The sequence below is a fragment of the Paenibacillus zanthoxyli JH29 genome (assembly GCF_000520715.1).
GTDB lineage: Bacteria > Bacillota > Bacilli > Paenibacillales > Paenibacillaceae > Paenibacillus_AQ > Paenibacillus_AQ zanthoxyli.
In genome coordinates this window covers 1-20674 of the sequence record NZ_ASSD01000630.1, presented here as the reverse complement: position 1 = coordinate 20674, position 20674 = coordinate 1, and the positions used below count along the sequence as shown (strand labels likewise).

Sequence of the window (20674 nt, the reverse complement as noted above, 5' to 3'; positions counted from 1 at the left end):
TAGCGGCGGCTCTACTGACGGGCTGGAGGTTCGTGCACACCAGACGGGTTCGTGTAGAGGTTAGGCAGCATAGACCGGGAGAGGGCAGAGGATGACGGGCAATTTAAAGCAGTGAGGATGCCTTATACAAGCCTGTTCTGATGTAGCAGCCAACCCGCTGACTCCTCGTCAACCTGTCAATCCGCGAACCCGTGAGCCCGATTGGAAAAAAGGCCCTGCGCACCGTTACCGGTGTTCGTAGGGCCTGACTTTGTTTTGAGCGGCTGTTGGTGCCTAATGGCAAAAGATCCCTGGGGTAAGCCGCATTGCCCGCAAATGCCCGGCGGCCTCAAATACGGACAGGCAAATGGCACAAAGCTCCAATGTTTAGTGAAGCTGTGACGCTTCTTTCCATACCAGAAAGCGCTTTTTCAGTCTGGCGAACAATAGGTTGATGATAATGCCCAGCACGGTGATGAACAGGACGATGCCGTACATGAGCGGCAGATCATAGCGGGCGGTAGAGTTGATGTAATACCATCCGAGTCCCGTGCTGGCACCAATTACTTCAGATGCGATAATCATGAAGAACGATAGCTGGGCGGCAAATTCAATACCGATAAAAATATTGGGTGCGGTGTACGGCAGGACGACCTTGGTAAACAGCTCTCTGCGCGTAGCTCCCATGGACCGTGCCGCCCGCAGCAGGTTGTAATCGATATCCTTAGCTCCGGCCATCGTATTAAACAGTACGGGCCAGAGCGCAGACCAGAAGATGACGACCACCTTTTCCGAAGTTCCGATTCCAAAGAAGATCATGAAAATCGGAATAATCGCGAAAGGGTTCAGCTTCTCGCAGGTGCGCAAGAAAGGCAGCAACGCTTTTTCCGCCGAGCTAAAAAAGGTGCCGAGCAAAAATCCGAGCGGAATACCGATAATCAGCGAGAGCAAGAACCCGAGCAGCACCCGGTACAGGCTGATTAGCGTCTGCTCCAGCAGCAAGCCGGAGAATACCGATCGGAAGATGGCTAGAAGCGCGTCGCTGGGAGGAGAGAGGACGCCCTTCGGAATGATTCGGGCGCCGCCCTCCCAGAAGATGAAGAACAACAGGATCGGGATGCTGCCGATGCCGATTTTTTTAAGCTTGACTGCGGTGGAATTCATGGAACCCGTCTCGTCCTCCTTTGCTTAAGATAAGATCCGGCTAGGCCGCGGCTTTATTGCTTGAATCAGGAGCCTGCCGCCATTGCAGCACTGCACTCTCCAGGTATTCAAGCACATAATTGAGCGCCAGACCGACGCCTGCAACCATAATGGCTCCAAGGTAAATACGCTCGACAAACCCCATGCTTTGGGCATTGTGGATCATCCAGCCCATACCGGAATCGGCGCCCATGCTCTCCGAACCGATCAGCATGAAGAAGCTCATGGTCAGTCCGGTACGGAGTCCGGTGATCAATGTCGGCGAGGCGCCGGGCAGGATCACCTTGGTGAAGATCACCAGCTTGCCCGCATTCATGGATTTGGCCGCCCGGATCAGCAGCGGATCGACATTTTGAATACCGGCTATTGTCGTGAACAATATCGGCCAGAACGACGACCAGAAGATAACCGTATAGATGCCTCCCTCGCCGATTCCGACAATGATAACGAAAATCGGAAATAGAATAAACGGCGGGATGCTGGAGAGAAATTTGGTCAGAGGGTGGAGAAATGCGGCCAGCTTCGGCATGGCTCCGGCCAGAATAAAGCCAAGCGGCAGGGCCAAAACGGTAGCCAGGATAAAGCCGACAAACACTCTTTTCAGGCTGATGGAAATGTAGAGAAAAATGTTCGTCAGTCCCAGTTCGATTCCGGTCACCACGATCCGCGAGAAGGGCGGGACAAACACGTTGCTAACGAGTCCCATCCTTGGCGCAAGCTCCCAAACGATCAGCACCAGGAAAAAAAGATAAAAGCTTAACAATTTCCGATGAACCGAAATGATCCATTTCATCCGTTAACCATCCTCCTTATTTCAGGGCTTGTGTATGCAGAGCCGTCTCCTCATCCTCCACCACACCGAATTCAATCAGCAGCCGTTCCAGTTCGTCCATATCGATCGGAGTGAGAACGGCGATTTGTCTCAGTTTTTTAGTCATAATCGGGCTCTCCTAACTATTGGTCGTAATTAAGCTGTGAAAATACGCCGATTTCCCTTTGCGTGATGGCATCTCAGCTAGGGTCAAACTGGGTGGTGATCAGGTCGTCGATCTTCAGCTGATTCTTCTTCAAGGCACCGGATACGACAAGATCATCAATCCAAGGCTGGATCAGCTTGTCCTGGAATCCTTTGCCGGTGTAGTAGTAGTGCACGGCGTTTACCGGTTGGCCGATATAGTCGCCGGTCAGCTTGATTGCTTCTTCCTCATGCGCCGGGTTGACGATCCAAGCCTGCGCTTTCTTTATCGCTTTGACAAAGCCCTGAACTGCTTCGGGGTTATCCTTGATAAATTGATCCGTGAAGTAGTAGAAGGTTGTGCCTGCCGCTTCGCCGAGTCCGGTATCCGCCGTGTCAAAAATTTCGACCAGACCGGAGTCCTTTGCCAGCTTGTAAAAGGGTGGATGGACGCCGACGATGTCAATATTGCCCTGCTGGTTGGCCTGCAAGGCCGCCGTGTCGCTTTCGAAAGCGACAAACTTGATTTGATCACGCTTGAAGCCCAGATGGTCGAATGCGTTGGTGGCGATGAAGGTTGTGCAGCTCGGTACGGTGCCGTTGATCGTAATTTTCGCCCCCTTTTTCTTCTTGATCAGCTCTTCCAGTGAAGAAACACCCTCCTTGGGGCTGATATAGAATTTCATGTGATGATATTTTTCATCCACGTCCGGTGCCGGTTCGGACCCGCCGATCGTAACACCCTTGATTTTGGCGCCGCCGGCGATATAGGTGGCGATATTGTTAACATGGGCAGAGGAGACATTGTTCGTTCCGTTCAAGATGGAGGGAAGCACTTGAGCTTGAGTTAATTCGCCGGTATATTCCACATTGATCCCTTCCTCGGCGAAAAAGCCTTTTTTCTCGGCAATCACCCATGGTGTGGAGGAGCAATTGACCTTGGTGTCGGTTTTGATGGTGTACACCTTTTTGCCGGATTTGGCCGGGTCAAACCCTGCGCTCTTTAAGGTCGATAACCCTGCAGCGCCTTGGATGCCGATTCCTTTCTTCGTCTGCCCCAAGTAGCTGCCCACGCTGATTCCTCCTACCACCAAAACGGCGACTACGGAAATAATAATCCATTTCTTTTTACCATCTGCCATCTTTCTCACACTCCTAAAAATTTTAATTTAAGTTAAATTTCAACATATAAAGATGCAATTATTCAGCCCTTCATCACCTGCCTCGGTATAATATAAAAAAAGAGACTAAGCGAACTTCCCGGGGGGAAGAACGCTAGTCTCCAGCTAACTGGTCAACTTTCTTTAATCCGATAAATCATATGAGATTTATGGATTAAAGCTTATTCTAATACTTTTATGATTGTCAACGCATGAACTTACATAAAACGTCCAGTTCGAAAATTTGTAACATTGTATATTGTTTGTTATTTTATAGCGGGATATCCTAGCCATTTGCCTGCCGCTGACATGATTCCGTCCAGCACGATGGCCAGGACCGCAATAATCAAAACTCCGGAGAACATCTGCATAATCTGATAATTGGCTTGAGCCGTATAAATCATGAAGCCCAGGCCGGAGGTGGATCCCATCATTTCAGCCGCGATCAGAAACAGCAGCGCATAGCCCGCAGCCAGACGTGTTCCGGTCAAGATGGAGGGGAAGGCTAAAGGAAGCAGGACCTTCGTTGTCAGCCGAGGGCGGCTTAGCCCAAATGAATGCGCCGCTTTGACAATGTCTGCGTCGGCATGGGTCATCCCGGATAATGTGCTGAACATAATCGGCCAAATGCAGGCCCAGGCGATAATCGAAACTTTCGTGAGCTCGCCGGCTCCCATGAATACGATGATGATGTGAAACACAACAAACGGATTGATATGAGAGAGCCACTCCAGCACAGGCTCGGTGGCAATACGCATCTTGTAGGGCCAGCCGGCCAGGGCTATTCCGAGCGGCACACCTGCAATCAGGGCGATGGCCAGTCCTCCGGCGGCGCGCCCCAGGCTAATCAGCAGATGGTGCGCCAGCGCTCCTGTTGCCGCCTGTTCGCCGATGAACTGAAGCACCCGCGTGAGAGGAGGAATGAATTGGGGATCTACCCATTCGAACCTTACACTGGCTTCCCACAGGACGAGGAAGGCAATTACTGCAGTATAACGCTTGCCAAGCTTGGTTAATACATTCATTGGTTTCCTCCCGACACAATATATTGCCGCCAGGTTGTCACGGATGTCCGGACTGTACCGGTGAAGCGGATGGCACAGTATGGCCTGAATGACCGGATTGCCCGGCGGCAGGCAGCGAATGCTCATGAGACATGTTGTGGCCGCTGTGCTCGTTGTGGCTACTGTGCCCGCTGGTGGAGGGCGGAGGCACATCCCCCTCTCCCGAGAAGCTGCCGTTAGTTTTGCTCAGCCGGTTTGTTGATGCACCGCCAGCCACGAGAAGCAGCAGCATAGCGGACAATACGGTAACCGCAAAAATACGGTTTGGCCTGCTTCGCTGCAATCGGGGAGCGGGCGCTGCACTCCATGCGGATTCAAGCGGCTTCCAGAAAAACAGATCGCGTTCCAGCTTGCGCAATACGGCGCTCAGAGCGACGCCAATCAGGGAAATACATAGCCCAACGGCAAAGATTGGCGTCGTGGCGTATGGGGACGAGTAATAATTGCTGGACCAATGAAGCAGCCAACCGAGACCGGCCAAGCCTCCCAGCATTTCTCCGGCCACCAGAATAGCCAACAGCAATATAATCGACGTACGGACCCCCAGCAAAATAGCGGGAGCCGCCCCCGGCAATATGATCTGCAGGAATAGCCGCGAGGGAGAGGTTCCCATACTGCGTGCCGCTTTCAGCAGATCCGCATCTATATTCTGCACACCGCCAATGACATGGTGAAGCAGAGGCCAGAACGCCACCCAGGCGGCGATGATCAGCTTCGCCTTTTCCCCGATCCCGAAGAACAGCAGAAATACCGTCATGAGCGAAAAGGGATTGACCTGGGCCAGAATGCGGAACAGCGGGTTCAGTCCTGCAGCCAGACCGGGGAGCCAGTACCCGAGAATCGCACCTGCCGGCACGGCTAACAGTGCTGCCAGCACAATGCCTGCAACCACCCGCCACAGTGTGGCTATCGTATGGCCAAGGAGATGCTGGTCCCGCAGAAGAGCTGCGATTTCCTGCAGCACCGCAGACAACGGCGGGAAGAAAGTCGGATTCACCAGTCCGCTTCTCGGCAATACCTCCCACAGAATACAGAGCAGGGCGATGCCGGATAAACGCAAGCAGACGAGCAGCAAAACCGGGATATTCCTGGTTGCCATGAAAGTATTACCCCCTGTTCGTTCAATAAATCCTATTTTTCTCATAAGTTTTGTACAGTTTAGATGTGTCAGTGATTTTTTGTCAATAGATTTACTGGCTGGATAAGAATCCGAATTTGACGGAATCAAGAACATTCATCAGTCACTGCTCGCCGGTCGCCGCTGCTTTTCCATGGATTTGTTACTTTCGCCGTTGACAGAAACTGGGGCTCGTTCTATAATACCTTAAGCATATGGGAATTATGGGATAACGAACACGGCCGACCGAATGTAAGGAAGCCGGATGACTGCAGCGGCAGTTGTCCGGCTTTTGTTGCTTTAGCGGGTTATCGTCTTCGCGGTGAAGGGAGACGCTGGACAAATTGACGGAAAGGTGGTGTTCGCGTTGGCGAACGAATCACGCCATCCTTGTTACGACGAGATGGCGCATCATTATTTTGCCCGCATGCATGTGGCGGTAGCGCCGAAATGCAATATCAACTGCAATTATTGCAATATCAAATATGACTGCGTCAGCGAGAGCCGCCCCGGTGTCGTCAGTAAGGTACTTACGCCGCAGGAGGCTTACGCCAAGGTGCGTAATACGCTGGCTTCGCTGCCGCAGCTGACCGTGGTCGGCATCGCGGGACCCGGCGACCCGCTGGCCAATCCGCAGGAGACATTCGAAACCTTCGGCCTGCTGTCCGAAGGCCTGCCCGAGCTGCAGCTGTGCCTCAGTACCAACGGGCTGAAGCTGCCCGATTATTCGGAGGATATCGTCACGCATCGCCCATGTGACCGTCACGGTCAATGCCATCGATCCGCAGATCGGGGCGGAGGTATACCGCTCCGTGTTCTTCCGAGGCAAGGCCTACAGGGGCAGGGACGCTGCGGAACTGTTACTGCACAACCAGCTGGAGGGTATCTGGCGGATCGCAGAACGCGGCGTAAAGGTCAAAGTCAATTCCGTGCTGATTCCCGGCGTTAATGACAGCCATCTGATCAAGGTGACCGAGGCGGTCAAGGCGGCAGGCGCTTTCTCCCATAATATTATGCCGCTGATTCTCTCGCCGGGCAGCGTATATGAGAAGGAAGGACGCAAGGAGCCCGCTCCTACGCTGACGCTTCAGGTGCTGGCGTACAGCGAGGCGGTTATGCCGGTCATGCGGCATTGCCGCCAATGCCGCGCCGACGCGGTCGGGCTGATTGGCGATGATCTTGGCGTCAAGACCGAAAACGCGCCGGCCCGCGAATACGGCCCGGCAGCACGCGAGCAGCTGCTTATCCGGCTGGACCGGACGGCCGCGGAGAGCAAGCGGCGCGAAGCCAATGCGGGAGAGCAAGGAGAGCGCGGCAGTATACGCATCGCCGTGGCAACGCGCGGCGGGAGCCAGGTGAATGTGCATTTCGGCCATGCCCGCGAGTTTCTTGTCTACGAGGTGTCCGGGCAAGAGCAGAAGCTGCTGGGCGTTCGGCGGATTCAGGCTTACTGCAACGGCAAGGCCGAATGCGGGGAAGCGGACAAGGAGGCGATTCTGGATGAGACGGTGGCGCTGCTGCAGGATTGCTCCATCGTTCTCTGCGCCGCGATCGGTCCCGGACCGGCCGAGCGGCTGGCCAGCGCCGGTCTGACAGCGCTGGCGCGAAAGGGAGAGATCGGCAAGCTAATGGAGCAGTGCGCCAAATATCACCGCTTCTTCACCTCCATCTCCTGCTCCCCAAGGCTGTCTGCTGATCAGCGGATGGATTTACACGTTCAATGATTTCATCCCCGGGATACCGCTGTCGCAGACACCGTTCGTCGGGCCGAAGTGGTTCAGAACGAATACTTAGGAAAAAAAGAACGCCTCTGTTCCATCGCTGATCGCGAATGGAACGGAGGCGTTTGATCTTTCAGTCCATCATTCTGGCAGCCGGACTGCTCACTAAACAGCGGTGAAGGCTGCGTCTTTCGGCCTTATTAATTCTTGAAGCTGTGGATCGGGGCGGGAATCCGGCCGCCCCGGTCGATAAAGCCAGCGCAGTTAAAGGAGTTGACGGGCATGATCGGAGCATAGCCGAGCAGACCGCCGAACTCGACCATCTCGCCGACGGCCTTGCCAATCACCGGGATGATGCGAACAGCTGTCGTCTTGTTGTTGACCATGCCGATCGCGGCTTCGTCTGCGATGATGCCGGAGATTGTCTCTTTGGACGTGTCGCCCGGAATGGCGATCATATCAAGTCCCACCGAGCAGACGCAGGTCATCGCTTCAAGCTTCTCCAGCGTCAGCGCGCCGCGCTGAACGGCTTGAATCATGCCATGGTCTTCACTGACAGGAATGAACGCGCCGCTAAGTCCGCCTACATAGGAGGAAGCCATGACGCCGCCTTTCTTGACATTGTCATTGAGGATGGCAAGGGCTGCTGTCGTTCCGGGCGCTCCCGCCTCTTCAAGGCCCATGACCTGGAAGATTTCCGCGATGGAATCCCCGATCAGCGGCGTCGGCGCCAGCGACAGGTCGATAATGCCGAACGGCACGCCGAGACGCTTCGACGCTTCCTGCGCTACGAGCTGGCCGACACGGGTCACCTTGAAGGCGGTCCGCTTAATCGTCTCGCACAGCGTCTCGAAGTCCTGTCCTTTCACTTCCTCCAAGGCCCGTTTGACAACGCCGGGGCCGCTGACGCCTACGTTAATAACGCATTCCCGTTCGCCTACGCCGTGGAAAGCGCCGGCCATGAAAGGGTTGTCCTCAACGGCATTGCAGAATACAACCAGCTTTGCGCAGCCGATGGAGTCGCGGTCCGCCGTACGCTCAGCGGTCTGACGGATAATATCGCCCATCAGCTTGACGGCGTCCATGTTGATGCCGCTGCGCGACGAGCCGACATTGACGGAGGAGCATACTCTTTCCGTTACGGCGAGCGCTTCGGGAATACTCTCGATCAGCTTGCGGTCGCCCGTGGTACAGCCCTTCTGCACAAGCGCGGAGAATCCGCCGATGAAGTTGACGCCAACTTCCTTGGCCGCCTTGTCCAAAGCTTCCGCAACCGGAACATAGCTGTCCGTATTCAGAGAACCCGCCGCAATGGAGATGGGCGTAACCGAAATCCGTTTATTGACAATAGGAACGCCGAACTGTTTTTCCAGATCTTCACCGGTCTTTACCAGCTTCTCTGCGGATTTGGTGATCTTGTCATAGATCTTCTGGTTAAACACTTTCAAATCCGTATGCGCGCAATCCATCAGGCTGATGCCCATGGTAATGGTCCGCACGTCCAGGTTCATCTCGCGGATCATTTTATTCGTTTCTTGTACTTCCACCAGTGAAATCATGGTAACCCTCCCGCTTGCGTTTATCATTAAAAAGTCTGTATGAATCGGCTCAGCGCCTTAAATACGGTGCATAATATTGAAAATATCCTCATGCTGCAGCTTGATTTCCACGCCAATCTCCTCGCCGATCTGCTGCAGCTCTTCTACCAGAACCTCGGTGGATTTCGCCGCTTGCGAAATATCGACAATCATCATCATGTTGAAGTAATCTTGGACAATCGTCTGGGAAATATCCAGAATGTTCACATTTCGGTCCGCCAGATACGTACATACCTTGGCAATAATGCCCACCTTGTCTTTTCCGAGTACAGTAATGATTCCTTTCAATGCTGCTTCCCCCTTGTCTCCATAGCTTTCCGCCCTTGAACGGACGTAAATTATTTATTTCACTCATTATGTCAAAAGGCGGTGCAAGCTTCAACCAAATGTTTTATGTCAGATTGCAATATCCGGGAAATAAACCGCCATTAACACCTGAATTGTCACATTATAGAGGATTTTCTGAAAATAACCCGAATACTATTACCAAAATTTCAGAATGAGAAAATAGGAAAGAGTTCCGGAATCGGCGGAAAACTGAATTGCGGAATTTCCGAACTCCGGAAGAAGGGGCGATCACATGGTCATATCTATGCTGTTGTTTATTTTGGCGGGACTGGCGGAAATCGGCGGCGGTTACCTGGTGTGGCTGTGGCTGCGGGAATCCAGGCCGCTCTGGTTCGGCATTGCCGGGGCACTGATCCTTGTCGTGTACGGCATCATTCCAACCTTCCAGCGCTTCCCCGGCTTTGGACGCGTGTATGCGGCCTATGGCGGCGTATTTATTGTGCTGGCTGTATTATGGGGATGGCTTGTCGATAAAAAGACACCCGACCTGTACGATTGGATCGGCGCAGCGGTCTGTTTGGCCGGTGTCAGCATCATGCTGTGGGCGCCTCGGACCTGAAGATCCATTTGACGATAAGCCGGAGAGCGAAGAAGACAAACAGGATGCCGGTCAGAAAGTTCAGCCATTTCGAGAACGCAGGCGTAACGAGAGGGTGAGCCAATTGCCCCAACAGCGCCACCGCCGTCAGAAACAGAACGGTCGCCAGCAGGCAGCCGAGCCCATACCAAGTCAGCTCGCTGCTCCGCAGCTTAAGCTCAGCCATTTTTGCCGAAAAAATTCCGGTCCAGAAGAGAAGGGTCAGCGGATTGGATGCGGTCAGCAGAAAGGCGCGGAAAAATATGCCGTCTTGGCCGGAGCCGTCCGCGGTAGGGAGGACTGGGAGCAGGCTGTAACCGAACATTCCCGCGATCATATTCAGGCCGAACACCATAAGCGTACCCGCTCCGAGTACATACAGAATACCGCCGGGCTTCCGCCTTGCGACAAGCAGGGTAACCCCCCGCAGCGCGGCGAGAATGAACAGACCGTCAGCCAGCGTTACGCCGGCGACTCCCGCTTCGGCGGCGGCGAAGCCGCGCAGCGAGGCGGCATGAAAAATAAACAAACAAACCGGACCCACGGCAAGCTGAAGCAGGAGGCCCAATTTTAGTCCCTTGAATATCATCTGTTCCACTTCTCTTTAAGTGAAGATAAGGAAATCATGGTATTGCTTCTAATGACTCCCGGTACACCCTTCAGCCTATCGGACAAAAATTTCTCAAGCTCCCCGGTGTCCTCCACAAGCACTTTCAGCAAGTAGTCAAATTCGCCTGCAAGGTGGTGGCACTCCAGCACCTCATCGCAGTCTGATATAAATGCACGGAAGGCGGGAATTTGCTCCGTCCGGTCGATGACTACCAGCACGAACGCCATCAGCTTGTACCCTGCCTTGGCCCGGTTGATCTTGATGGTGTATTCTTCGATCATTCCGGACTCGTCCATTTTGCGGATTCTCTCCGTAACGGCGGGAATCGAGAGCTTTACTCTTTTGCTGATATCGGAAACGGTCATCCGGCTGTTCTCCTTCAGCGCCTCCAGAATACTGCGGTCGATTTCGTCCATGGTCATCCTCATCTCATCATTAATATAAGATAATTGTAGAAGAGACGTTAATTATCGTAAATTATTTTACATAAAACAATAAAAAATAAAGAATTTCTTATTCTTACATGAAAATTATTAAGTCCCTTCACAACATTCCCGGTTAAGCCGTTAATAAAAACAACAGGTATACGCCGTCTGTACGATAAGAAGGGTGATGTTGGTGAAAAAGTGGCAAAAAAAGCTTATACTTATAGTTACTTTCAGCTTGATTTTTATCTTGCCGTACATAGGAAGTGTGGTGAAATGGAAGGGGCTTTCGCCAGGGTATGGCGATTTTCCCGCTCAAAAGGTTGAGGCGGACCCGGGCTTCAATCTGCTGTATTTTACCTTGGCTTCATTTTCGTATTCCGGCTGGGAGGAGAGGAATTCGGGATTATCGTCACCGGACTGACTCCCGAGCAGTCCTTCGAGTATGCCGATGGAATCAGGAGAAGCATTGAAGAATTAAACATACCCATGAAATGAGTCCAGTCTTCGGATACTTAACCGTGTCGGTGGGAGTTGCGGCGGCAAGGGTCGACGGTCTAACGGAGAAAGATATTTACAAGCTCGCGGATGACGCGCTTTACCAGTCCAAGGCCGACGGCCGAAACCGGGTTATAATTTCAAGCATAAGGCAGAACACGGATAAGATACAAAGTGAAAGGAGCCGGGGCGCATCATTATGCCGCCGATTTGGCTTCTTTGCTGTTCCCGGGCAGAAGGGGAGGCGCTATTGACAGCCGCTTTCGGTGAGGAGTATATTAAACCATGTATTAAACAATGTTTAAATCGCTGTGTAAAATAGGCGCAGGAAGGAGAAATGGCTCTACATGACCCTGGAACAAGATCCTGAGGTTTTCGGAGATAAAGATACGAAGCAGCAAATTCTTGACGCCACAGTAGATTTGATATGCGAGGGAGGAGTAGAATGTGTAACCTTGCGCCGAATAGCCGCGAAGGCCGAGGTGAATTTGGCGCTTGTAAATTACTATTACCGGTCCAAGGACAATCTGCTGATTGAGGCGATCCGTACGCTGATTTCCCGTTTCGATGCCGCGTTCAATGCGCTTGAGGATGACGTTCTGCCGCCCAAAGAACAGCTGAAGCAGTTCTTCAAGAAGTATGCCGGCCATCTTCTGCAATATCCGGGACTGGCCAAGCACATGATGAATAAAACCCCGAGCATCATGGGCTCACTTCATAAATATTCCCAATACAGCAAAACAATGAAGCAGCAAAAAATGCTGTCCGTTTTGCGGGAGACAACAGGCGAGCAGGATGAAGACCGGCTGAGGATGATGATGGTTCAACTGTTCGGAGCAGTATTGATGCCGATTGTCGCGTACACATGCGCGGAACCGGAAGACCATGACGAGAGCTTGCCTGGCTCGCATCTGCCCTCGGTGGAAATTCAGGTTGATCATCTGATCGACCATTATTTTCACAAGTATGAGACTTAACCATTAACCAAAAACTAGATAGAAAGAGTGGAGATTCATGGAACATACGAAACAGGCGGCTTCGTCCGCCGCGGAAACGGACTCTTTTTCGCTAAAAGCGATCCTTCCGCCTCTGCTGGCGATTATCGTCGGTATGATTATGGTCATTTTGGACAGTACGGTGGTCAATGTCGCCATTCCAAACCTTACTGAGTATTTCAATGCGGATCTCAAGACTATTCAATGGACCATTACGGGATATACGCTTGCGTTGTCTGCCGTTATCCCGCTCGCCGGCTGGATGACCGACCGGTTCGGCTCCAAACGGATATTCGTAGGGACGGTTATCATGTTCGTTATTGGGTCGGTGCTGTGCTCCATTGCCCAGACACCGGTTCAACTTATTGTTTATCGGGTCATTCAGGGCCTGGGCGGCGGGATGGTCGCTCCAATCGGGATGGCTATGGTATTCCGCCTGGCTCCTCCGGAGCGCAGAGGTTCCATTATGGGCATGCTCGGCATTCCGATGCTGCTTGCTCCGGCGCTGGGCCCGATCCTTTCCGGCTGGCTCATTGAGTATGTAAGCTGGCACTGGATCTTTCTGATCAACCTGCCAATAGGCATCGTTGCCGTTATCTTGGGCGCGAAATATTTGCCGAATACCGAGCGGCATAAGACGACGCATCTTGATCTGCTCGGCATCATTCTCGCTCCGATTGCTTTCTCGATGCTGGCTTATGGTGTCAATGAAGGCGGAGGCACCGGGTGGTCAACGGCACCGGCGATTACCGGCCTCACCGTTGGCGGCGCCGCGCTCCTCTTGTTCATTATTGTGGAGCTGCGGCAAAAGAATCCGCTGCTTGAGCTGCGTGTCTTTCGCTCATCTGACTTTACCCGCGGCATCTTCCTGTCCTGGGTAACCCAGGCAGCTTTGTTCGGCTCCATGCTGTTCGTACCGTTGTATTTGCAGAATGTGCGTCAGTTTACTCCGCTTGAGACCGGTCTGATTCTTCTGCCGCAGGCACTGGCCTCCGCCATCGGCATGCCGCTGGGCGGTCGGCTGTTCGATAGGATCGGAGCAAGACCGCTGGCGTTCGTCGGACTGTCCATTATCTCGACTGCGCTGTTCCTGCTGTCGAATATTACCGTGGAAACAAGTCTGCCGAGCATCATGGTCTGTCTCGGGCTGATGGGTCTTGGTATGGGTCTCACGATGATGCCGGTGAACACGCATGTGCTTAACGCCGCGCCGCGTCATCTCGTAGGACGCGTTACACCGTTGACAACGGCTGCACAGCAGGTTGTCGTATCTTTCGCTGTTGCCGGAATGACCGGATATCTGACCACACAGATTAACGAACATACGGCAGCGGCCGGTAAAGGCGGTAATCCGCTGGTTGCGGCAGTCATGGGCTTTGACGATGTCTTCTTCCTGTCGGCCTGCATCGCCGCTGCCGGAGTTGTGATCAGTCTGATTCTGCGCAAGCCTAAAACGGGCTCATCCAATGAGGGCGAAGTGCAGCAAGAAGATGCCGCGCTCTTGCCCGGCCATTGATAACAGGCTAGGGCACATAACCGGAGGAAGCCGGATACAGTGAGGCTATTTAGGGGATGCTCCGTGAGCGAAACAATCGCTTGCGGGGCATCTCTTTGTTTTTTATGGGAGCAGACGATCCGCCGACGAAATTCAGGATATGATGAAGGTTTCCAACTGTCATGGGTAATTCCTCCGATATTTGCAGATACTGATGTCAAACCAATCGTTGGAGGGCGTCTTATGAAGCGTGAAGTGAAGGGGTTATCCGTATGGCATCTTACCATGCTTGCGCTTGGAACCGTTGTGGGCGGTTCATTTTTCCTGGGTTCCTCGGTAGCGGTACGCGCGGCCGGACCTTCTGTACTGGTGGCTTATGTCATTGGCGGAATTCTGGTCTATTTCATTTTAACGGCGCTGTCGGAAATGACGGTTGCGAATCCGGCGTCCGGATCATTCCGCACATATGCTGAACAAGCCTTCGGCCGGGGAGCCGGCTTTACGATAGGATGGGTGTACTGGATCGGGCTTGTATTGGCTATGTCAAGTGAAGCAACGGCGGCGTCCATTCTGCTTCGAAATTGGTTCCCCATGCTTTCACTCCCTATTCTTGGGGCGGTAATTATTGTTACGGTAACACTGCTCAACTTGCTTGGAGCAGACCGGTTAAGCAAGCTCGAAAGCGGGCTTGCCGCGATAAAGCTGCTTGCCATTGCCGCTTTTGTCGTAATTGCCGTATGCTTGGCCGCTGGAATCGTGACCATTCTGTTCGGTACGACAGCGGGGCAGGGCGGCGCAGCGGCAGCTGGCTATAGCATCCTGCACGGCGAGCCCTGGATGCCGGGAGGGATTAGCGGCATTGCAGGCAGTATGCTGATGGTGATGTTTACCTATGCGGGATTTGAAGTGCTCGGACTTGCCGTACCTGAAACGCGTAACCCGGCGGTGACGATACCGAAAGCCATCCGGCTGACGACCGTACTGCTGGTAGGTTTATATTTAGCTGCCATAGCTGCTCTGTTCTTGCTGATTCCCCGCTCCCTTGTGTCCGAACAGGTCAGTCCGTTCGTATCAGCGCTTACCCTGCATGGTTTAGGCTGGACGGGGACCGTAATGAACATCGTGCTGGTAACAGCGATTTTATCCACGATGCTTGCATCCGTATTCGGCTTGGGCCGTATGCTCCGTTCACTGGCCGAGGAAGGACATACGCCAATCTGGATGCGAGACCGCAAGGACATTCCCTATCGCGGCATTCTCGTATCGGGAGGCGCCATGCTGGGCGCTCTCGGTCTCGGATTGATGCTGCCGCATGGCATCTATTTATTTCTGGTCAGCTCGGGCGGCTTCTCCCTGCTGTTCGTCTATGTCGTCATTATGGCCAGCCATTACCGGCTCCGCAAGCGGCATGGCGGTCCGTTTACACAGGGGCATGGAATGAGAGGCTTCCCCTATACCTCATGGCTCTCTATCGGGAGCCTCATCGCAATTATCGTAAGCATGCCGCTGATCCCGGATCAGGGAGGAGGTCTTGCGGCTGGAATGATGTTTGTGCTATTGTTTGCGGGTTTGTATGCGGTCGGCCGCCTTCGCCGAACAACTCCGGATCTACCGGGGAAGAGGATCCGCCAGCTGCCACCCGTCAGACCTATGTCTTCAGGTTATGCCAATGCGGAGTTATCTGAAGAATTGACCGAACAGAAGACGAAGAAATGAGAGGGGCAGGCATGAAACGGTCTCAAAATCAAATGACGGAGAGACCGTTTTTTGCATGCACTGTTGATCTTTTTCGGCCTGAACCTAGGTGTTAGTGATTATGCAGGGATGAGCTTTGGTAATTTCCAGCTTATTGTAAACGCTGTCTTGCTTGTAATCATATTCATTTTCTTTACACAGTTACTTTCCCCGGGCTAAAAAAAGCAACATCCAACGGATTCCGGTCCACTAATCTTTTGTATTGATACATCGGATACCCGACCATTACGGCTCCGGTAATGACCTTATCTTCGGGGATATGGAACAACTCCAGCATGGGTGAATCTTCCGCACGCGCACAAAATTCGAGCCCTCCCGCCCAACAAGAACCTAAGCCGAGAGAAGGCGCAAATAATTCGAGGTAAGTCAGCGAGAAGATGGAATTTTCCCGGCCGTTCTTGAAATCTTTAGCAGCGGTTGTGAGAATAAGACTTGGAGCATCGCGCAGAATCACATCCGTTCCTTGTTTACGGTATGTGTCAACAATGGAAGAATATCGCGTGCCTAATACGGGGTCATTTTCCAGCCTTTGGATCGTCATTTCTGAAGCTTTGCGCAGAGTCTCTTTATCCTCAACAATGACATAGGAGATCCCCTGCGTGTTGCCGCCGGTAGGCGCGAAGCGGGCAATCTCTACAAGCTGCAGCAGTTTTTCCCGTGGAACGGCCGTCTTCTTGTAGCTGCGAATGGAGCGGCGGGATCGTAAGAAACGCTCGGCTTCTTCTGCGCTAAACTTGCTGAACTCCGAGATTGGAAGCTGTCCGGCCAGCGGCGTTAATGAATGATCAATCGCTTCGTTTGGGCATGCAGCGACACAATGTCCGCATTCAATACAGGCTGTAGGCGCAGTGGCTTCGGGACCATACTCTCCCATTGTTAAAGCACGGGTTGGACATTCTTTCACACATATCTCACATTGTATGCACTCTTCTTGATCTACTGTAATTAATCCCACACGGTTCACTCCTTCATATCTGGATAATGGCTATATAATAAACTGATCGGTCTAATATATCGTATCACACCCTCTTGATCTGTCAATATCTGGGTTCCGCCTCTTTTGAACTACAGCCTATCCGATTTTATTTTGGACGAATTAAGGAACACTTTGCCATGCTATAATGGGTCTATGTCTAGTAGAATGGCCGAAGAACCTAGCGGCAGAAGGAGGCTTTTTCCGCAAATGAAAGACAAAATCCGCAGCCTTCCCTCATCGCCGGGAGTCTATCTGATGAAAGATTCGCTTGGTGGAATCATTTATGTCGGTAAATCCAAAAATCTCAAAAAAAGAGTGCAATCCTACTTCTATAACTTGAGGTCCCATCCCAAAAAGGTAAAGCAGCTGGTCGCCCACATCAAGGACCTGGAGCACAGGGTGACAGATACCGAATTCGAGGCTTTTATGCTGGAATGCAGGTTAGTTCAGGAATTGAAGCCCATGTACAATAAAAAGATGAAAAATCCGCTCGCCTACACCTATATTGTTATAAAGAACAGTGCCGGGCTGCGCCGTATAGAAATTACCAACAATCCTGATGCAAATGATGACCATGTCGTATTCGGACCCTACACAGCCAACCGAAATTCGGTGGAACGGGCGGTCCAAGGGATTCAGGAATGCTACAAAATCGCCTGCACGCATAACCACTTCAGCGGCTCCGCCTGCTTGAATCATTCTCTCGGACTGTGTCTAGGCATGTGTCTGGGCGGGGAGGCTGTTAACGAATACAACCGGATTATTGACCGCTTTATCGCTCTTCTGGACGGTAGTGATCGGGGGCTGTACGAGGAAATGCAGCAAAGAATGCAGGAGGCGGCCGAGCAGTACGACTTTGAGACGGCGGCGAAATACAGGGACTACATGGAGTCCGTAGACTTCATTCTAAATAAGGAAAAAGTAATCGGATTCACCGAAGAGAACCGGAATATCGTCATCTATGAATATTTAAGCGAGGATACGATCAAGCTTTTTCTTGTCAAGCGGAATGCAATTCTTCACAGGGAGAAGCTTACGATCGGGCCGTCTGGAATGGAGTCGCTGCACGCCAGGTTAAAGGACTTAATTATGAACAGCTTCAGGACCGATTCCGCTCTTCAATCCAGTAAAATTAGCCGTGAAGAAATAGATGAGGCCCAGATAATTTACAGCTATCTCCAGGGCAGCGCCTGCCATTATCTCTTTATTCCGGAGGAATGGCTCGAATTCGGGGGCCACACGGACATTGACGAAGCGCTGCATGCTTATCTGAATAACGCATTGACTCCCATTTGAAAAAAGCATATACTCAAATTGCACATCAGCACATTTTATATCAACATGAACAAATGTGCAGAAGCTACGAGGTGTCTACATGGATAATAATGAAGAAATCAGGTTAATGCTGAAGGTCGCCCAAATGTATTACGACAACGACATGACGCAGAGCGAAATTTCGAAGGAGCTTGGGATTTACCGGACAACCATAAGCCGCATGCTGAAGAAAATCCGCGAGAAAGGCATCGTGAAGATCACGATTAACTATAGCCTCAGCGAAACCTTCAGCATCGAGCGGCAGCTGGTGGAGCGCTTCGGTCTGAAGGAAGCCATCGTGGTTCCGGTGACAGGCGACGATACGAAGGCCAAGCTGAAAGTCATGGGCCAAGCTTGCGCACAGTTGATCAGCCGGATTGTCGGTGATGAAGATGTGGTCGGGTTAGCCTGGGGAAGCTCGCTGGCCGAGGTCATTAATGCACTGGAAGAGCCCCGCGAATCCGGCGCCGTGTTCGTGCCTATGGTTGGCGGACCGTCCGGCAAGCTGGAGAGTCAATATCATGTGAATACTCTTGTATACGCAGCCGCGCAGAAGTTCAAAGGAACGTCTTACCTGATTGATGTTCCTGCCATCCTGGAGCTTAAGGAGACGCGGGATCAGATCGTGGAGTCGCAATATTTCCAGAACATTTCGGAACTTTGGGAAAAGGTTACCATTGCGATTTTTGGCATCGGTTCCATTCAGATAAAGGGCAGCGCGACCTGGAATTCTTTTTACGGGAACGAGCTGTTTGAAGAACTGGAACGAGGCCAAATTGTCGGAGATATTTGCTCCCAATTTTTTGATATCGGCGGAAATCTTGTGTCTACAAGCATCTCCGAGCGCAGGATTGCGATTGGGCTGGACCATTTGCACAAGACGAAGTATTCCATTGGAGTTGCGGAGTCGGAGGAGAAGGCGGACGCCATTATTGGCGCTTTGCGCGGAAAATATGTTAACGTTCTGGTGACCACTGAAGAAACGGCCCGGATCATTTTGGAACGCACAGTCTAAGGAGGAGAACAATGTCTGATGATATCAAGAAAGTATGCGCCAGGGAAGCCCTCAAATTGATTAAGACCGGCACGATTATCGGCTTGGGCGGAGGAAGCACCATATCCTATCTGATTCAATATATAAAAAAGGATGCCAATCTTGAGGTCAAAGTGGTTACGCCATCCGTCAAAACGAGACTGCTCTGCATCCAGAACGGGCTGGAGGTCCTTTACACGTCGGCGGTTGAGCAAATATCGGTAGCTTTTGACGGCTGCGATGAGGTGGATGAAAACCTGAACGCGCTCAAGAGCGGCGGCGGCATCCATACGAAAGAAAAGCTAATCGCTTCCATGGCGGAGGACTACATACTGCTAGTCGACGATACGAAGTTTGTGAATCGCCTGACCTTTAAGCATCCCGTCGTTCTGGAGATCCTCGAGGATTCCCTGGCCTATGTGCAGCGTAAAGTAACGGAGCTTGGAGGCAAGCCGTCCATTCGGACGAGTGCCGCCAAAGACGGGTTTACGGTGACGGAGAACGGAAATCTGCTGCTGGACGTTCATTTTGATCAGGTGGAGGATATTGCCAAGCTTGAAAGTGATCTGCAACAAATTCGCGGGGTGGTTGATACATCCTTATTTGTCAATGTGGCTACGAAAGCGCTGATTGCCGGTGAATCCGGCGTCCGTCTGGTGTCCGCGGCGAAGAATTAAGCCATACTTTATAAGTATATCCGTTAAAAAAGTCCAATAAATCGGGTCGCGTGACGCTGGAGGCTTCAGCATACGACGGTGCGGTTTATTGGAGTTTTAATCGGCTTCACTATCCTGTGAATGGGATGGGGAGTCATTCAAGGAATTATTTAATGATCAGATTGTAAGCGCTTAATCAAAGTACAAGTGGAGATCAATAATGAAGCTTGTAGCCATTACATCATGTCCGACCGGTATAGCACATACCTATATGGCGGCGGAAGCACTTCAAGTGGCGGCCAAAGCAATGGGTCATAACATTAAAGTAGAGACCCAAAGGCTCCGTTGGCGCCGAGAACGTGATTACAGAGTAGGATCTCCGGGAAGCGGACGGAATCATTATTGCCGCCGATACCAAGGTGGACAAGAGCCGTTTTGCCGGAAGGGGGATCATAGAAGTTCCGGTCAAGGAAGCCATCAGAGATCCTAAAGTCCTGATTAACAGGGCTCTAAGTGCCAAGCCGGAGGAGGCTCCCGCCAAGGTGGATCTGACCGAGCAGGTTAATCAAATCAAGACGGAAGAAAAAGAATCGAGAAGCGGCATCTACAAGCATCTGATGACCGGCGTTTCCTTCATGATTCCCTTTGTGGTGGCAGGCGGCCTGCTGATTGCACTGGGTTTCGCCATCGGCGGTATATATGTCTTCGACCATCCGGGTTCATTCAGCGAGACGTTGTTCACAACAGGTAAGTCGGCATTCGCCTTGATGATTCCGATCTTGGGCGCATATATCGCTTACTCGATTGCCGACAGGCCCGCTCTAGTACCCGGGATGATTGGCGGATACTTTGCCAGCACGAACGGGTCGGGCTTCCTTGGCGCTCTGCTTGCCGGCTTTGCCGCAGGTTATCTGGTGCTCGCGATCAAGAAGTATCTGAAGCTGCCCAAAACAATGCAGGGCCTGATGCCAATCCTCATCATTCCTTTACTGTCTGCGGGTATTATGGGACTGCTCATGGTTTACGTTGTTGGTGAGCCGGTCGCCTTCGTCAACAAGGCACTGGCCGATTGGTTGAATTCGCTTAATGGCACAAATGCGGCAATACTTGGAATTATTCTTGGATTGATGCAAGCCTTCGACATGGGAAGTCCGGTTAACAAGGCGGCCTATGCGTTCGCCACTTCCACGCTCGT

24 protein-coding genes are annotated in these 20674 nt (G+C 52.2%); 13 read left to right on the top strand and 11 right to left on the bottom strand.

What is annotated here, in order from left to right; genetic code table 11:
• Positions 1-366: 366 nt before the first annotated feature.
• From L691_RS0124135 to L691_RS30030, 6 genes are all read right to left on the bottom strand, one after another.
• Entirely contained in the window at positions 367-1143 is a 777-nt protein-coding gene (locus L691_RS0124135; RefSeq protein ID WP_025692820.1) for an ABC transporter permease, read from the bottom strand.
• Positions 1144-1183: 40 nt separating this feature from the next.
• On the bottom strand, positions 1184-1975 hold the full coding sequence (locus tag L691_RS0124130) for an ABC transporter permease (RefSeq protein ID WP_025692819.1): 792 nt from the start codon (positions 1973-1975) through the stop codon (positions 1184-1186).
• 16 nt (positions 1976-1991) lie between these two features.
• Positions 1992-2120: a hypothetical protein gene (locus L691_RS34005; protein ID WP_269634882.1), complete on the bottom strand. Its 129-nt coding sequence runs from the start codon at positions 2118-2120 to the stop codon at positions 1992-1994.
• A gap of 73 nt (positions 2121-2193) precedes the next feature.
• Positions 2194-3279: an ABC transporter substrate-binding protein gene (locus tag L691_RS0124120; RefSeq protein WP_025692818.1), complete on the bottom strand. Its 1086-nt coding sequence runs from the start codon at positions 3277-3279 to the stop codon at positions 2194-2196.
• A gap of 284 nt (positions 3280-3563) precedes the next feature.
• Positions 3564-4322, bottom strand: a complete 759-nt coding sequence (locus L691_RS30035; protein WP_036738055.1) for an ABC transporter permease — start codon at positions 4320-4322, stop codon at positions 3564-3566.
• Between the two features lie 37 nt (positions 4323-4359).
• On the bottom strand, positions 4360-5460 hold the full coding sequence (locus tag L691_RS30030; RefSeq protein ID WP_051459451.1) for an ABC transporter permease: 1101 nt from the start codon (positions 5458-5460) through the stop codon (positions 4360-4362).
• Between the two features lie 385 nt (positions 5461-5845).
• On the opposite strand from L691_RS30030, the gene L691_RS33800 reads away from it, so the two are divergent.
• Positions 5846-6427, top strand: a complete 582-nt coding sequence (locus tag L691_RS33800; RefSeq protein ID WP_084654439.1) for a radical SAM protein — start codon at positions 5846-5848, stop codon at positions 6425-6427.
• Positions 6428-6491: 64 nt separating this feature from the next.
• Complete coding sequence (locus L691_RS30025) at positions 6492-7202, top strand: NifB/NifX family molybdenum-iron cluster-binding protein (protein WP_332249112.1); 711 nt, start codon at positions 6492-6494, stop codon at positions 7200-7202.
• A 197-nt stretch (positions 7203-7399) separates the two neighbouring features.
• On the opposite strand, the gene L691_RS0124100 is transcribed toward L691_RS30025, so the two are convergent.
• On the bottom strand, positions 7400-8758 hold the full coding sequence (locus L691_RS0124100; RefSeq protein WP_025692817.1) for a PFL family protein: 1359 nt from the start codon (positions 8756-8758) through the stop codon (positions 7400-7402).
• A 57-nt stretch (positions 8759-8815) separates the two neighbouring features.
• A complete protein-coding gene (locus tag L691_RS0124095; RefSeq protein WP_025692816.1) occupies positions 8816-9085 on the bottom strand; it encodes an ACT domain-containing protein in 270 nt (89 codons plus the stop codon).
• Positions 9086-9377: 292 nt separating this feature from the next.
• Between L691_RS0124095 and L691_RS0124090 the strand changes: the two genes are divergently transcribed.
• Positions 9378-9704, top strand: a complete 327-nt coding sequence (locus L691_RS0124090) for a YnfA family protein (RefSeq protein ID WP_025692815.1) — start codon at positions 9378-9380, stop codon at positions 9702-9704.
• Here L691_RS0124090 and L691_RS0124085 read toward each other — a convergent pair.
• Together L691_RS0124085 and L691_RS0124080 are read right to left on the bottom strand one after the other, a co-directional pair.
• Positions 9679-10311, bottom strand: a complete 633-nt coding sequence (locus L691_RS0124085) for a LysE family translocator (protein WP_025692814.1) — start codon at positions 10309-10311, stop codon at positions 9679-9681. The two genes, L691_RS0124090 and L691_RS0124085, sit on opposite strands and share 26 nt — an antisense overlap.
• Positions 10308-10748 carry an Lrp/AsnC family transcriptional regulator gene (locus L691_RS0124080; RefSeq protein ID WP_025692813.1) on the bottom strand — a complete coding sequence of 147 codons (441 nt, stop codon included), beginning with the start codon at positions 10746-10748 and terminating at the stop codon, positions 10308-10310. Before L691_RS0124080 ends, L691_RS0124085 begins: the two co-directional genes overlap by 4 nt.
• A gap of 277 nt (positions 10749-11025) precedes the next feature.
• On the opposite strand from L691_RS0124080, the gene L691_RS33795 reads away from it, so the two are divergent.
• The 5 genes from L691_RS33795 to L691_RS0124055 all read left to right on the top strand — a co-directional run bounded on the left by L691_RS33795 (position 11026) and on the right by L691_RS0124055 (position 15461).
• Entirely contained in the window at positions 11026-11181 is a 156-nt protein-coding gene (locus L691_RS33795; RefSeq protein ID WP_232229267.1) for a hypothetical protein, read from the top strand.
• 52 nt (positions 11182-11233) lie between these two features.
• Positions 11234-11509 carry a diguanylate cyclase domain-containing protein gene (locus tag L691_RS34420; RefSeq protein ID WP_408634792.1) on the top strand — a complete coding sequence of 92 codons (276 nt, stop codon included), beginning with the start codon at positions 11234-11236 and terminating at the stop codon, positions 11507-11509.
• A 93-nt stretch (positions 11510-11602) separates the two neighbouring features.
• Positions 11603-12232 carry a TetR/AcrR family transcriptional regulator gene (locus L691_RS0124065; protein ID WP_025692810.1) on the top strand — a complete coding sequence of 210 codons (630 nt, stop codon included), beginning with the start codon at positions 11603-11605 and terminating at the stop codon, positions 12230-12232.
• Positions 12233-12269: 37 nt separating this feature from the next.
• A complete protein-coding gene (locus L691_RS0124060) occupies positions 12270-13766 on the top strand; it encodes a DHA2 family efflux MFS transporter permease subunit (RefSeq protein ID WP_025692809.1) in 1497 nt (498 codons plus the stop codon).
• 222 nt (positions 13767-13988) lie between these two features.
• Entirely contained in the window at positions 13989-15461 is a 1473-nt protein-coding gene (locus L691_RS0124055; protein ID WP_025692808.1) for an amino acid permease, read from the top strand.
• 172 nt (positions 15462-15633) lie between these two features.
• Here L691_RS0124055 and L691_RS0124050 read toward each other — a convergent pair whose 3' ends face one another.
• Positions 15634-16455 carry a nitroreductase family protein gene (locus L691_RS0124050; protein ID WP_025692807.1) on the bottom strand — a complete coding sequence of 274 codons (822 nt, stop codon included), beginning with the start codon at positions 16453-16455 and terminating at the stop codon, positions 15634-15636.
• A 228-nt stretch (positions 16456-16683) separates the two neighbouring features.
• Between L691_RS0124050 and L691_RS0124045 the strand changes: the two genes are divergently transcribed.
• From L691_RS0124045 to L691_RS33170, 5 genes are all read left to right on the top strand, one after another.
• The gene (locus L691_RS0124045; RefSeq protein WP_025692806.1) at positions 16684-17772 is read left to right on the top strand and encodes a GIY-YIG nuclease family protein; all 1089 of its coding nucleotides are present in this window, start codon (positions 16684-16686) and stop codon (positions 17770-17772) included.
• A gap of 79 nt (positions 17773-17851) precedes the next feature.
• A complete protein-coding gene (locus L691_RS0124040; protein ID WP_025692805.1) occupies positions 17852-18805 on the top strand; it encodes a sugar-binding transcriptional regulator in 954 nt (317 codons plus the stop codon).
• An 11-nt stretch (positions 18806-18816) separates the two neighbouring features.
• Positions 18817-19500, top strand: a complete 684-nt coding sequence (gene rpiA, locus L691_RS0124035; RefSeq protein ID WP_025692804.1) for a ribose 5-phosphate isomerase A — start codon at positions 18817-18819, stop codon at positions 19498-19500.
• Positions 19501-19699: 199 nt separating this feature from the next.
• Positions 19700-19969: a PTS fructose transporter subunit IIB gene (locus L691_RS33175; RefSeq protein ID WP_332249111.1), complete on the top strand. Its 270-nt coding sequence runs from the start codon at positions 19700-19702 to the stop codon at positions 19967-19969.
• The coding region (locus L691_RS33170) for a PTS fructose transporter subunit IIC (RefSeq protein WP_232229266.1) at positions 19899-20674 on the top strand (776 nt) is incomplete at its 3' end. The genes L691_RS33175 and L691_RS33170, both read left to right, overlap by 71 nt.

Coding starts and splice junctions, on each gene's coding strand:
- L691_RS0124135 (WP_025692820.1), bottom strand. CDS start 1,143: ATGAATTCCACCGCAGTCAAGCTTAAAAAAATCGGCATCGGCAGCATC.
- L691_RS0124130 (WP_025692819.1), bottom strand. CDS start 1,975: ATGAAATGGATCATTTCGGTTCATCGGAAATTGTTAAGCTTTTATCTT.
- L691_RS34005 (WP_269634882.1), bottom strand. CDS start 2,120: ATGACTAAAAAACTGAGACAAATCGCCGTTCTCACTCCGATCGATATG.
- L691_RS0124120 (WP_025692818.1), bottom strand. CDS start 3,279: ATGGCAGATGGTAAAAAGAAATGGATTATTATTTCCGTAGTCGCCGTT.
- L691_RS30035 (WP_036738055.1), bottom strand. CDS start 4,322: ATGAATGTATTAACCAAGCTTGGCAAGCGTTATACTGCAGTAATTGCC.
- L691_RS30030 (WP_051459451.1), bottom strand. CDS start 5,460: ATGGCAACCAGGAATATCCCGGTTTTGCTGCTCGTCTGCTTGCGTTTA.
- L691_RS30025 (WP_332249112.1), top strand. CDS start 6,492: ATGCCGCTGATTCTCTCGCCGGGCAGCGTATATGAGAAGGAAGGACGC.
- L691_RS0124100 (WP_025692817.1), bottom strand. CDS start 8,758: ATGATTTCACTGGTGGAAGTACAAGAAACGAATAAAATGATCCGCGAG.
- L691_RS0124090 (WP_025692815.1), top strand. CDS start 9,378: ATGGTCATATCTATGCTGTTGTTTATTTTGGCGGGACTGGCGGAAATC.
- L691_RS0124085 (WP_025692814.1), bottom strand. CDS start 10,311: ATGATATTCAAGGGACTAAAATTGGGCCTCCTGCTTCAGCTTGCCGTG.
- L691_RS0124080 (WP_025692813.1), bottom strand. CDS start 10,748: ATGGACGAAATCGACCGCAGTATTCTGGAGGCGCTGAAGGAGAACAGC.
- L691_RS0124065 (WP_025692810.1), top strand. CDS start 11,603: ATGACCCTGGAACAAGATCCTGAGGTTTTCGGAGATAAAGATACGAAG.
- L691_RS0124060 (WP_025692809.1), top strand. CDS start 12,270: ATGGAACATACGAAACAGGCGGCTTCGTCCGCCGCGGAAACGGACTCT.
- L691_RS0124055 (WP_025692808.1), top strand. CDS start 13,989: ATGAAGCGTGAAGTGAAGGGGTTATCCGTATGGCATCTTACCATGCTT.
- L691_RS0124045 (WP_025692806.1), top strand. CDS start 16,684: ATGAAAGACAAAATCCGCAGCCTTCCCTCATCGCCGGGAGTCTATCTG.
- L691_RS0124040 (WP_025692805.1), top strand. CDS start 17,852: ATGGATAATAATGAAGAAATCAGGTTAATGCTGAAGGTCGCCCAAATG.
- rpiA (WP_025692804.1), top strand. CDS start 18,817: ATGTCTGATGATATCAAGAAAGTATGCGCCAGGGAAGCCCTCAAATTG.
- L691_RS33175 (WP_332249111.1), top strand. CDS start 19,700: ATGAAGCTTGTAGCCATTACATCATGTCCGACCGGTATAGCACATACC.